The organism is Pseudomonas sp. JUb42 (genome assembly GCF_024807945.1).
Lineage (GTDB): Bacteria > Pseudomonadota > Gammaproteobacteria > Pseudomonadales > Pseudomonadaceae > Aquipseudomonas.
Genome location: NZ_JANUFD010000013.1, coordinates 66,065 through 79,245 on the forward strand (window position 1 = coordinate 66,065; position 13,181 = coordinate 79,245).

The window sequence follows — 13,181 nt, forward strand, 5'->3', positions numbered from 1 at the left end:
TGAACCTCCTCAGGCGGCGTTCTTGAGTTTCGGGTCCAGCGCATCGCGCAGGCCGTCGCCCATCAGGTTGATTGCCAGCACGCTGAGCAAGATGGTCAGGCCGGGCAGGCTCACCACCCACCAGGCGCGTTCGATGTAGTCCCGCGCCGAGGCGAGCATGGTGCCCCACTCGGGCGTTGGCGGTTGCACGCCCAGACCGAGGAAGCCCAGTGCAGCGGCATCGAGGATTGCCGAGGAGAAACTCAGGGTCGCTTGAACGATCAGCGGCGCCATGCAGTTGGGCAGCACGGTGATGAACATCAGGCGTGGCAGAGTGGCACCGGCCAGACGGGCGGCGGTCACGTAGTCGCGGTTCAGTTCACCCATCACGGCGGCCCGGGTCAGGCGCACGTAGGACGGCAGCGAGACGATGGCGATGGCGATCACGGTGTTGATCAGGCCTGGGCCGAGGATGGCGACAATGGCGACGGCCAGCAGCAGCGACGGCAGGGCCAGCATGATGTCCATCAGGCGCATGATCGAGGGGCCCAGAATGCGCGGGAAGAACCCGGCGAGCAGGCCCATGAAGATGCCCGGAATCAGCGACATCACCACCGAGGACAGGCCGATCAGCAGCGACAGGCGCGAACCCTGGATCAGGCGCGACAGCAGGTCGCGACCCAGCTCGTCGGTGCCGAGCAGAAAGCGCATCTGCCCGCCTTCGAGCCAGGCTGGCGGCGTCAGCAGGAAGTCGCGGAACTGCTCGCTGGGATCATGGGGTGCAACCCACGGCGCGAACAAGGCGCAGAAGATGATCAACAGCATGAATGCGAGGCCCGCGACGGCGCCTTTGTTCTTGGCAAAGGCTTGCCAGAACTCTTTGTACGGGGATGGATACAGCAGGCTTTGATCGACTGCTGCCACAGGAGTAGGTGTGCTCATGGTCGTGGTCTCAGCGCTGATGACGGATGCGTGGGTTGGCCAGGCCGTAGAGGATATCCACGACGAAGTTGACCAGGATCACCAGGCAGGCGATCAGCAGAATGCCGTTCTGTACGACAGGGTAGTCACGGGCGCCGATAGCCTCGATCAGCCACTTGCCGATACCCGGCCAGGAGAAGATCGTTTCGGTCAGCACCGCACCGGCCAGCAGCGTGCCGACCTGCAGGCCGAACACCGTCAGTACCGGGATCAGCGCGTTGCGCAGGCCGTGGACGAATACCACGCGCGCAGGCGACAGGCCCTTGGCCCGTGCGGTACGCACATAGTCTTCGCGCAGCACTTCGAGCATCGAGGAGCGGGTCATCCGGGCGATTACAGCCAGCGGGATGGTGCCCAGCACGATGGCCGGCAGGATCAGGTGATGCAGGGCATCGAGGAACGAGCCTTGCTCATCGCTGAGCAGGGTGTCGATCAGCATGAAACCGGTGCGCGGCGGGATGTCGTAGAGCAGGTCGATCCGCCCCGAGACCGGCGTCCAGCCCAGGGACACTGAGAAGAACATGATCAGGATCAGGCCCCACCAGAAGATCGGCATCGAGTATCCCGCAAGCGAGATACCCATGACCCCATGGTCGAACAGGGATCCTCGCTTGAGTGCCGCGATCACCCCGGCCAGCAGCCCCAGGATGCCAGCGAATATCAGGGCGGCAATCGACAGTTCCAGCGTGGCCGGAAACAGCGATGTGAACTCGCTCCACACGCTTTCGCGGGTGCGCAGGGACTCGCCGAGATCGCCATGGGCGAGCTTGCCGACGTAGTCGATATATTGCGCATACAGGGGCTTGTTCAGGCCAAGACGTTCCATGGCTTGGGCGTGCATTACGGGGTCTACCCGGCGTTCGCCCATCATGACTTCGACCGGGTCACCTGGAATCAGGCGAATCAGGGCGAAGGTCAGCAGGGTGATGCCGAAGAAGGTGGGTATCAACAACCCCACCCGGCGGGCAATAAAACTCAACATCTTCTGGTGTACCTCATCAGCCGGTTAGGCATACCCGTCGTCTCTCGGATTGATCGACGACGGGCGTTTCTTCTTTTACTTCACGCCGGTAGTGGTGAAGTTGTTATTGGTCAGGGGACTAATGTGATAGCCCTCGACGTTCTTGCGCATTGCAGTGAACAGCTTGGGGTAAGCCAGGCTGATCCACGGTTGCTCCTGGTTGAACACTTGCTGGGCCTTCTGGTAAAGCGCGGCGCGCTCTGCCGGATCGGTCTTGGCCCGTGCTGCGCTGATGGCGTCTTCGAACGCCTTGTTGCACCAGCGAGCGTAGTTCTCACCGTTCTTCGCTGCATCACAGCTCAGGTTCGGTGTGACGAAATTGTCCGGGTCGCCGTTGTCGCCGGCCCAGCCTGCAAAGACCATGTCGTGCTCGCCGTTCTTGGCGCGCTTGAGCATTTCGCCCCATTCCATGACGCGAATATCTACCTTGATACCCACTTGCGCCAGATCCGACTGCAACATCTGTGCCCCCAGCATCGGGTTGGGGTTGGTCACGGCCCCGCCATTGCGGGCGAACAGGGTAAACACCGTGCCTTCAGGCACTCCAGCGGCCTTGAGCAGGGCACGGGCCTTGGCCGGGTCGTGGGCAGCGTTCTTGATCGATGTGTCATAGCCCAGCATGGTCGGCGGGTACGGCCCGACACCTTCGGTCGCCTTGCCTTCGCCGAACAGCGCCTTGATATAGGCCTGCTTGTCGAACGCCAGGTTGATCGCCTGACGCACCCGCGCATCGCCCAGGTACTTGTGCGAGGTGTTGAGGGCGACATAGCTGGTCATCATGGCTTCCATCTCGTCGAGCTTGAGATTGGGATCCTTCTTGATGCTGTCGATATCGTCAGGTTTTGGGTAGAGGGCGACCTGGCACTCGTTGGCCTTGAGTTTTTGCAGGCGCGTATTGTTGTCGAGCGTGATGGCAAAAACCAGTACTTCGCTCGGAACCGGGCCCTTCCAGTAATCGGGGTTGGCTTTATAGCGGACCTGCGCATCCTTGGCATAGCGCGTCAGGATGAACGGGCCGGTGCCGACGGGTCTGCTGTTCAACTCGGCGGTTTTGCCGCTTTTAAGCAACTGGTCACCGTACTCGGCCGAGTAGATCGAGGTGAAGGGCATGGCCAGGTCGCGCAGGAACGGCGACTCGGGACGCGACAGGGTGAACTTGACGGTGTAGTCGTCGACCTTGTCGACGCCCTTGAGCAGGTTGTTGAAGTCCATGCTCTCGAAATAGGGGAAGCCGGTCAGGGACTTGTCATGCCACGGATGCTTGGGGTCCATCTGGCGATGGAAGCTCCACAGCACGTCATCGGCATTCATGTCACGGGTCGGCTTGAAGCCATCGATGGTCTGGAACTTGACCCCGTGGCGCAGCTTGAAGGTGTAGGTCAGGCCGTCCGGGCTGATCTCCCAGCTTTCGGCCAGGCCCGGCACGGTGTCGGTGGTGCCGGGTTTGAACGCGACCAGACGCTCGAGAATGGTTTCCGCCGAGGCATCGGCCGTTACCGCAGTGGTGTACTGGACGATATCGAAGCCTTCAGGGCTCGCTTCGGTGCAGACCACCAGGGGCTTGGCCGACACGCCGACTGCGACGCTGAACAAGGCCAGGGCAATCGAGTTGCGCAGTGAGATCAGTTTCAAAATAAACCCTCCATCAGAGACCTGTAGGAGACCTGTGGGAGCGTGGCTTGCCCGCGATGAACGATAACGCGGTACATCTGAAGTACTGCGCTGACTTCATCGCGGGCAAGCCTCGCTCCCACAAATCCACATCCAATTCAGTTCATTACAGAATGTTGAAAGGAATCGTCGTCACGACCCGCAGTTCATTCAGGTTGCCATCGGCCTGGAACTCGCTGGCACGGTGGGTGGTGTAGGTGGCGCGGATGGTCGAGGCCTTGAGCGGGCCGCTTTGCATCGTGTACGAAGTACCGACCCCGTATTCGTAGTGATGTTCACCGTCCATGTTCTTCACGTCGTAGGCCGTACCCTTGTAGTGAGTACCGTCGATGCCCCAGCCGCGGGCCTTGTAGACGTTGAACTTGAGGCCTGGCACGCCGTAGTCGGCCATGTTCAGCACGTAGCCGATCTGCAGCGACTTCTCGTTCGGGCCGTTGAAGTCCGAGAGCAGGGAGTTGGCCAGGAAGATCGCGTTGGTTTCGTGGGCGTAGTCGAAGTACTCGTCGCCGATGACTTGCTGGTACGCCAGGGTCAGGCTGTGGGCCTGGTGGGTACCGGTGAACGACAGGCTGTAGGTGTCGTTGTCGATCGGGCCGAGCTTGCGCTCCCCGGAATCCTTGGTCTTGTAGTAGTTCAGGTTGGTGCTCAGAGCCAGGGTATCGGTGTTGCCGATATCGTGGGTGAAAGCGAAGTAGTACTGCTTCCAGAAGTCTTCGACATTCGAAGCATAGAAGCTGGTGGTCAGGGCTGCGGACGGTTTGTAGTCCATGCCGAACATGTCGATCCGGTCAGCGAAGGCGCGGGTGCTGGCGTATTCGGAGCGGAACTTAGTCAGGCTCTGCTCGGTACGCGGCGAGACGCGGTCGAAGCTGCCGGCCTGGAACGACAGGTTGCTCAGCTCGTCACTCTTGAGGCTGAAGCCTTGGAAGCTCGACGGCAGCGCGCGGTTGCCGATATAGGCGATCACCGGGGTGTTGACCGACTGGCGGCCGGCGGTGAGGGTGGTGTTGGAGACGCGGGCCTTGATATTGCCCAGGCCCAGCTTGCTCCACTGGCCGACGGCGTCGCCGTCGTTTTCGGTCAGGGTACGGTTGGAGCCACCGGCCATGTCCTTGCGGTCACGGTCCAGGGCTACGGCGTTGTAGACCGCCAATTCCGTGGCGAAACCTACGGTGCCTTGGGTGAAACCCGAGGTGTAGTTGAGGATGCTGCCTTCTACCCAGTTGATCCGGCGCGGGGTCGGAGTCGGGGTGTCGCCGCCTTTCCTGTAGGAAAAACTGGTGTCGCGACGGGCCAGTTCATTGGCGTACCAGTTGCGGGTCGAACCGGTCAGGTGCTGGTCTTCGATAAAGCCTTTGGCATCTGCCTGGGCGTTGTCCGTGCTGACGGTAGTCGGGACGAATGCCTGGCTGATTTCCTCGGCCTGAGCCATGCCCGCGATGGAGGCGATGGACAGGGCCAGTAGTGTTTTACTCACGGTTTTCACTATTTGAAGCTCCCTTATTACTTTTTATAAAGCGCCAGTTTTATGGTCTGGCTTTGGTGAAGCAGGGCTTGTGGCCCTGCTTTGCACGGTTTGGATCAGTCGTTGTGTACGCTTGATCACTCGGCGAGGCTGACGCCGGAAAAGTTGTTGCGACCGAACGGGCTGACACGGAAGCCCTGCACACTGGCACGCAACGGTTGGTTGACCGTCGAGTGGGCAATGGGGGTGATCGGTACTTGCTGTTTGAGGTAGTGCTGCGCCTGCTTGTACAGCTCGCTGCGCTGGCTGCGGTCGCTGCTGGCGACGGCGGCCTTGATCAGGGCGTCGTATTTCTCGTCGCACCACATGGAATAGTTGTTACCGCCAATCGAGGCGCAGCTGTACAGGGTCCCCAGCCAGTTGTCCGGGTCGCCGTTGTCGCCGGTCCAGCCGATCAGCGAGATGTCGTGCTCGCCGTTCTTGCTGCGCTTGAGGTATTCGCCCCACTCGTAGCTGACGATGCGCGCCTTGATACCGACCTTGGCCCAGTCGGACTGAAGCATTTCAGCCATCAACTTGGCGTTGGGGTTGTAGGGGCGCTGTACCGGCATGGCCCACAGGGTCAGCTCCGTGCCTTCCTTGACACCTGCGTCGCGCAGCATCTGCCGGGCTTTATCCGGGTTGTAGGGGGCGTCCTTGATGCTGTCGTCGTAGGACCACTGGGTCGGCGGCATGCCATTGGTGGCCAGTTGGCCTGCGCCCTGATACACCGCATCGACAATGGCCTTCTTGTCCACCGCCATGTCCAGCGCCTGGCGCACCTGTAGGTTATCCAACGGTTTTTTGCGCACGTTGTAGGTGATGTAGCCGAGGTTGAAACCGGCCTGTTCGATCACTTGCAGCTGCTTGTCGGCCTTGAGCGCGGGCAGGTCGGCGGGGCGCGGATTGAGGGTGACCAGGCATTCGTTCTTGCGCAGTTTCTGGATGCGCACCGAGGCGTCGGTATTGATGGAGAAGATCAGTTGGTCGATCTTCACACGCTCCGGCGCCCAGAAATCCTTGTTGCCCTTGTAGCGAATCTGCGCGTCTTTCTGATAACGCTGGAATACAAACGGGCCGGTGCCGATTGGTTGCATATTGATATCGCGCACAGTGCCCGATGCCAGCAGTTGTTCAGCGTATTCGGCGGAAAGAATCGAAGCGAAGTTCATTGCAATATTCTGGATAAACGCCGCATCGACTTTGTTCAGGGTGAAAACCACGGTCAGTGGATCCCGCTTTTCCACGGACTTAATGTTCTGGTCCAGGCCCATACTGGTGAAGTAGGGAAATTCTGTCGGATAAGCGACGCGAAATGGATGCGCTTTATCAAGCATGCGGTTAAAAGTAAACAGCACGTCGTCGGCGTTGAAGTTGCGACTGGGCGTAAATGCCTTATTGCTGTGAAACTTCACGCCCTCGCGCAGGTGAAAGGTGTAAGTGAGGCCATCCGGGGAGACCTCCCAGCGCGTGGCCAGTGCCGGAACCACGGCAGTGCCGCCTGCTTCGAACTCGGTCAGGCGGTTATAAATGGGCTCGGCGGCGTCGTTGTCGGTGCCGGAGGTGTACTGGGCAATATCAAAGCCTGCCGGGCTGCCTTCGGCGCAGAACACCAGATTGCTGGCGGCCTGACCAATGGGAGTTTGAGCCAATAGGGCCAGCCCCATTAGCGATGAAATGGCGAGTTGATTACGCATGGTTTTCCTGTTCCTTCGATAATGATCTTTCACGCGCAACATGCCGGTATACAGGCATGGAATAGCCTTCGATCCGGAAGTATTCTCGATTGCACGATTAGAACTGCCATGACAAGCGCAGTTGCCCTCGAAGGTTTATCCGTCGGGCGGTACAGTAGATAGTCAGGGTATTAGTAAGTATGTAGGAAACTTCCGTGTGCTGTGTAGGTGATTGCTTTTTGCAATCATTTTCCAGGCATCGAGTAGAGTTTTCCTGACAAGAAAAAAAGCAACTGCGCTGTATGAACAGCGCAGTTGCCACAGTCTTACTTGACGCTTACACCGTAGAAGGAGTTCAAGCCGAATGGGCTGATCTTGAAGTCCTGTACTTTGACACTCATCGGTTGGTAAACCGTGGAGTGGGCGATAGGCGTCATTGGCACGGCAGCCTTGAGCAGGTGCTGGGCCTGTTTGTACAGTTCGGTACGCTTGGCCTGGTCAGTGGTTTCCTTGGCCTGGTGGATCAGCGTGTCGAACGGCTTGTCACACCATTTGGCGAAGTTGTTGCCGTTGACCGCGTCGCAACCGAACAGGGTGCCCAGCCAGTTGTCCGGGTCACCGTTGTCGCCGCTCCAGCCAATCAGCATCGCGCCGTTTTCGCCGTTCTTGGCGCGCTTGATGTACTCGCCCCACTCATAGCTGACGATCTTGGCGTTGATACCGATCTTCTTCCAGTCGTTCTGGAGCATCTCGGCCATCAGTTTGGCGTTGGGGTTGTACGGACGCTGAACCGGCATCGCCCACAGGGTGATTTCGGTGCCTTCGGCCACGCCTGCTTTCTTCAGCAGTTCCTTGGCTTTGGCGACGTCGTACGGCGCATCTTTGATAGTTGTGTCATAGGACCACTGGGTCGGTGGCATGGCGTTGACCGCCAGCTGACCTGCGCCCTGATACACGGCATCAATGATGGCTTTCTTGTCGACGGCCATGTCCAGTGCCTGCCGCACTTCCAGCTTGGCCAACGGGTTCGGCTTTGGGTCGTCCTTGATCTGCGGCATCACGTTGTACGCGATGTAGCCCAGGTTGAAGCCAGCCTGGTCAGGCATTTTCAGCTCTTTATCAGCCTTGAGCGGGGCCAGGTCGGCCGGACGCGGGTAGGCAGTGATCTGGCATTCGCCTTTCTTGAGCTTCTGCGCACGTACCGAAGCGTCGGTGGTGATGGCGAAGATCAGGTTGTCGATCTTGACGTCTTCAGGCTTCCAGTAATCCTTGTTGCCGGTGTAACGGATGTTGGAGTCTTTCTGATAGCTCTTGAACACGAACGGACCAGTACCGATAGGCTTCTGGTTGATGTCTTCAGGCTTGCCTTCCTTGAGCAGTTGGGCTGCGTATTCAGCGGACTGAATGGACGCGAAGCTCATCGCCAGGTTCTGGATGAAGGCGGCATCGACGGTCGCCAGGGTGAACTTGACCGTGTGGTCGTCAACCTTGTCGATCTTGGTGATATTGGTGTCCATCGCCATGTCGGTGAAGTACGGGAACTCGGTCGGATACGCCTTACGGAACGGATCGTCCTTGTTGATCATGCGATTGAACGTGAACAGCACGTCATCGGCATTGAAGGTACGGGTTGGCTTGAAGTAAGGCGTGGTGTGGAACTTGACGCCCTCACGCAGGTGGAACACGTAGGTCAGGCCATCAGGGCTGACGTCCCAGCTGGTTGCCAGGCCCGGAATAACTGCGGTGCCGCCACGTTCGAACTGGCTAAGACGGTTGAAAATGGTTTCAGCCGCAGCGTCGAAGTCGGTACCGGTGGTGTATTGGCCTGGGTCGAAACCGGCCGGGCTGCCTTCAGAGCAGAACACCAGGTTGGATGCTGCCTGGGCGAACGGTGCACCAGCGAGCAGACCTGCGCTGAGTACAAACGGGATGACCGCTTTTTTAAGCATGGTGGCCTCAGTTGTTGTGTTTTTTTGAATTAGAGGGAGGGCCTTGTGAGCCGATCCTGCCGATACTTATGCAGGGGGCATACCCAAAGCAAGATATTGGCGTCAAGGAAGGCACAAAGAGTGGCACGGGCGTACACGAATGTCGCAAAAGTATAATTTTCGGCGCATTTAAACGTTTGCGCGTCGGAATCAGGAATGTTTCTCGCACTATTGTGGCGCGAGGAAATGTGGGAAATGCACCCGCGCAGAGCGCGGGTGTTACTTAAGCTGACCAAAAACTCAGCTTATTTACCCAGGCTCACCCCATAGAAAGGCGTCAGACCGAAGGGGCTGATCTTGAAGTCCTGAACTTCCTTGCGCATCGGCTGGAACACCTTGGAGTTAGCGATCGGGGTGATCGGCACCTGCTCCTTGAGGATGTGCTGCGCCTGTTGATAGAGCTTGATGCGCTCGTCGCGATTGGGCGTCAGGCGGGCCTGTTGCACCAGTTTGTCGTAGGCCGGGTCGCACCATTTGGCATAGTTGCTGCCCTTGACCGCCGCGCAGCTGTAGAGCACGCCGAGCCAGTTGTCCGGGTCACCGTTGTCGCCGGTCCAGCCATAAATCATCACGTCGTGCTCGCCGGCTTTGGCGCGCTTGATGTACTCGCCCCATTCATAGCTGACGATATTGGCCTTGATGCCGACCTTGGCCCAGTCCGACTGGATCATCTGCGCCGACATCCGTGCATTGGGATTGGACGCACGTTGCACTGTCATGGCCCACAGGTTGATCTGTGTGCCCGGCGCGACACCGGCTTCCTTGAGCAGCGCCTTGGCTTTGTCGGGATTGTAGGGCGCATCCTTGATCGTAGGGTCGTAGCTCCACTGGCCGGGCGGCAGGGCGTTTTCGGCCAGTTGCCCGGCGCTCTGGTACACCGCCTTGATGATTGCCGGCTTGTCGATGGCCATGTCCAGGGCCTGACGCACCTTGAGTTGGTCCAGCGGCGCGTGGGTGACGTTATAGGCCAGGAAGCCCAGGTTGAAGCCGGCCTGGCTGAGCACCTTGAGATTCGGGTCTTTTTCGGCCTGCTCGATGTCCTGTGGACGTGGGTAGCCGCTGACCTGGCATTCGCCGGTCTTGAGCTTCTGCAGGCGCACGGCGGCATCGGTATTGATGGAGAAGATCAGGTTATCGAGTTTGACGTCCTCGGGCTTCCAGTAGTTCTTGTTGGCGCTGTAGCGGATCTGCGAATCCTTCTGATAGCGCTTGAACACGAACGGCCCGGTGCCGACCGGCTTCTGATTGATGTCTTCGGCCTTGCCCTGTTTGAGCAACTGGTCGGTGTATTCGGCAGACTGAATCGAGGCGAAGCTCATGGCCAGGTTCTGGATGAAGGCCGCGTCGATATTGTTCAGGTTGAAGCGTACGGTCTTGTCGTCGATTTTTTCGACGCTCTTGATCGTGCTGTTCATGTCCATGTCGTTGAAGTACGGCGACTCGGACGGGTAGGCCTTACGGAATGGCTGGTTGGGGTCGAGCAGACGGTTGAAGGTAAACAGCACGTCGTCGGCGTTGAAGTCCCGGGTCGGGGTGAAGTAATCGGTGGTGTGGAATTTCACGCCCTGACGCAGATGGAAGGTGTAGGTCAAACCATCGGCAGCGACGTCCCAACTGGTCGCCAGCCCCGGCTCGACTTCGGTGCCGCCACGCTTGAACTGGGTCAGGCGGTTGAACACGGTTTCCGCCGAGGCATCGAAGTCGGTACCGCTGGTGTATTGGCTCGGATCAAAGCCCGCGGGGCTGGCTTCTGAGCAATACACCAGGGTTCCGGCGGCGTGGGCAAACGGCGCGCAGGCCAGCATGGCCGCCAGCAGCAATGGTTTGAATGGCACTGTTCTTGTGGAGCGTGGACTCATGGGGACCTCAAGCGTGCGGCAGGAGAAGCGTCGCAGGGCGACGAACGGGCAGACTTCCGAGCATGCCGCAGCCGAGACTTTTCACACAAGAATCAAATCGTTATATCAACTGATCTGAATGACATGCTTGCCGAAGTCCTTGGTGTTGAATTTGCCGTCTTTGCCGGGCACCGCGTTCTTGTCGAGCAGGTCACCTATGCCCAGAAGCTCCTGAATGGTGCTGAATACGTACTGCCAGGAGGTCATGCCATCTTGCCCGAGTCTGGTCAATTCAGCTGTCATCGAGTCACGCAGTTGCTGATGCACTTTGTCCAGTTCGCTTTTCAGGCCGCCTCGTCTGATGGCTTCTGAGTGAGCCTCAGCCCATTGCCTGACCGTTTCATCCTGCCACTGACTGTCGTTGGGGTGAGCAAAGTACGCACTGGCAACGCTGAGCGGATCATCTCCAGGCACGCCGTTCCAGTGGTCGACCACTGCCTTCACTACGTCGATAACGGCCATGCCCGCCAGATTAGCCGCCAACTCGTGGAAGGGGTGTTCGGCATGGTCCTTGGCCAGCTGTGAGTGGGTCGGATCGGTCGAGCCATTGCTGTTGGGATCGCCAAACTCAGACTGGACGTCGCCGATGCTGTTGCCGACCATCTTGAATACGGCCTGGAAAACTGTGCCGTAGACATTTTTGATCTGCTGCAGCGGCAGTGCGGTGAACTGCCAGTAGAGCTTCAAGTATTTGCCAACTGCGGTCTGGCTCATCACATCGCGAAACTCCAGGTACGCCGTATAGGCAAGGAGCCATTCCGGGTTCTGATGTTCTTCGAGAAGAATCAGCGTCATCTTTTCGTTATCGGACCGCTCGCCGGGGACTCGCAGGCTGATGTCCGGGGCTTGCACCGGCGCAATCAGTTTTGCCAGCGGATAGGCAAGGCTGCCAATCACATCGGCGCCGCTGAACGTACCCGTCACCAAGGGAAATTGATGCCTGCACTCGACCTTGGACGTCCAGGGCAGGACCTTATAGCCCTGCTTGATCAAGCTCAGCTCGACGTAGTTGGAGTGGGCGAAAAGATCCTCCAGCACGTGCAGGGCAGCGCCCAGTCGTTGCAGCCCTTCAGTGGTGCGGCCCAGGCGTATGACATGGGCCAGCTCCTGGCGCATATAGTCCAGAGAGCGCTGCAGGTAACGTTTCATCGAACTCTGGTGAACCACTTCCAGCAGGGCGTTATCGGGCAGTACCCAAGGTTCGAAATCCGCATCGCGGCTCTTGGGATCCTGCGGTTTGGGATTGCTGACCCTGGGGTTATCGACATGCTCGCTGGGGCGGTACACCCCAAGTTTTGCCTCGGTCACGGTGAAGTCGGCGGAGTGTTTTTTGCGCAGTGCGTTGAATTTTCGCGCGGCCAGCACATCGACGATCCGGGTGAGGGCCGAACGGGACAGAAGGTCCGGGAAGTCCTTGGGCGTATCGGCGCCGCGCACTATTTTCGGGTCGAGCAACTGCGAGTAATCGCGCAGCCAGTTGCCGAAATAGACGGTCTGGCGCTCATCTCCGCTAAAGCCCAGCCCTGCCAGGCCTGCCTCGATGGTTTCGTGACTGAAGCGGCCTTCGTGATGGTCATCACTGCTGCCGGCTTCAAAGCCTTCACGATGATTCGTGCCTTTGCCGACATCCATGCCACTGCCGCCCTGAAAGCGGGCGATGGCCTGCATGGCGTCAGCGCAGTCGACGATAATTTCTGCTTCGTCCGCGTCCGCCAGCGTGTAGCGAGCAATACTGATTGCATGCTCTCGGGTGATCACGCAGTCAGCCATCGCACGGGCATAGCGCAAGCCTTCCTCGCCCCGGGCATCGCCGGTACGAACGATGTCCTCGGCCAGATCCTGGCGCAGCACGTTATCCACATGATGGCCAAACTCATGCAGCAGCAGCGCCAGTAGCTCCCAGGCGCGCTCGGGTGCTTGCAGCAACTGATCGAAGGCCAGGGGATGGATATTGATGGTGCGACTGCCGTTATCGTAGTCGGCCGGGTCGCTGGCCTCATGGTTGATCCGGTGCAGGGGCGGCTCGAAGGTGCGCTGACACAGGGATTGCTGAAGCTTTATATAGACACGCGGCGGCAGGTCGAAGCCGAAGATCGATGCCATCAGCATGACGAACTGTGGTGTAGCGCTGCGCGTTGCCAACTCGGTCAACTGCTCAAGGGCGAAGTTGCTCTGCAGGTGGGCCGAAGGCACGGGCATGCTCTGGATCTGGGTGTTGGTCGGGCGCAGCAAGGCGCGGATAGGACAGGTGTTTCTGTGGCTGGGACTCATCCGTGATTCCTCTTTAGAACGGGCGCGGGGGTGCCTTGCCTGCCAGATGGCGGGCGGCGGTTGCGCAAAAAGTGTTTTGGGGTGTTGCGGGGCCCGAGTGTACGGTTGTTACAGACCGTGCAAATCAGCCAGGAGAGGGGCGCGATGTAGGACTACGGAGATGTTCCAGCGGAAAACGACGGCAGTCTGGCT

The 13,181-nt window shown here is 59.0% G+C and carries 8 protein-coding genes; all 8 read right to left on the reverse strand.

The genetic code is table 11. The features are described 5' to 3' along the window. Positions 1-9: 9 nt before the first annotated feature. Positions 10-921, reverse strand: coding sequence for an ABC transporter permease subunit (locus M2401_RS23800; RefSeq protein WP_259106452.1), 912 nt, complete (start codon positions 919-921; stop codon positions 10-12). 10 nt (positions 922-931) lie between these two features. Further along, complete coding sequence (locus M2401_RS23805; RefSeq protein ID WP_259106461.1) at positions 932-1,942, reverse strand: ABC transporter permease subunit; 1,011 nt, start codon at positions 1,940-1,942, stop codon at positions 932-934. 75 nt (positions 1,943-2,017) lie between these two features. Beyond that, on the reverse strand, positions 2,018-3,613 hold the full coding sequence (locus M2401_RS23810) for an ABC transporter substrate-binding protein (protein WP_259106463.1): 1,596 nt from the start codon (positions 3,611-3,613) through the stop codon (positions 2,018-2,020). A gap of 145 nt (positions 3,614-3,758) precedes the next feature. Beyond that, positions 3,759-5,138 carry an OprD family porin gene (locus tag M2401_RS23815; protein WP_409033975.1) on the reverse strand — a complete coding sequence of 460 codons (1,380 nt, stop codon included), beginning with the start codon at positions 5,136-5,138 and terminating at the stop codon, positions 3,759-3,761. Positions 5,139-5,254: 116 nt separating this feature from the next. Then, positions 5,255-6,853 carry an ABC transporter substrate-binding protein gene (locus M2401_RS23820; RefSeq protein ID WP_259106465.1) on the reverse strand — a complete coding sequence of 533 codons (1,599 nt, stop codon included), beginning with the start codon at positions 6,851-6,853 and terminating at the stop codon, positions 5,255-5,257. A gap of 305 nt (positions 6,854-7,158) precedes the next feature. Beyond that, the gene (locus M2401_RS23825) at positions 7,159-8,781 is read right to left on the reverse strand and encodes an ABC transporter substrate-binding protein (RefSeq protein ID WP_259106467.1); all 1,623 of its coding nucleotides are present in this window, start codon (positions 8,779-8,781) and stop codon (positions 7,159-7,161) included. 284 nt (positions 8,782-9,065) lie between these two features. Further along, on the reverse strand, positions 9,066-10,679 hold the full coding sequence (locus M2401_RS23830) for an ABC transporter substrate-binding protein (RefSeq protein ID WP_259106469.1): 1,614 nt from the start codon (positions 10,677-10,679) through the stop codon (positions 9,066-9,068). Between the two features lie 105 nt (positions 10,680-10,784). Then, positions 10,785-12,989, reverse strand: coding sequence for a Het-C domain-containing protein (locus M2401_RS23835; RefSeq protein WP_259106471.1), 2,205 nt, complete (start codon positions 12,987-12,989; stop codon positions 10,785-10,787). Positions 12,990-13,181: the final 192 nt, after the last annotated feature.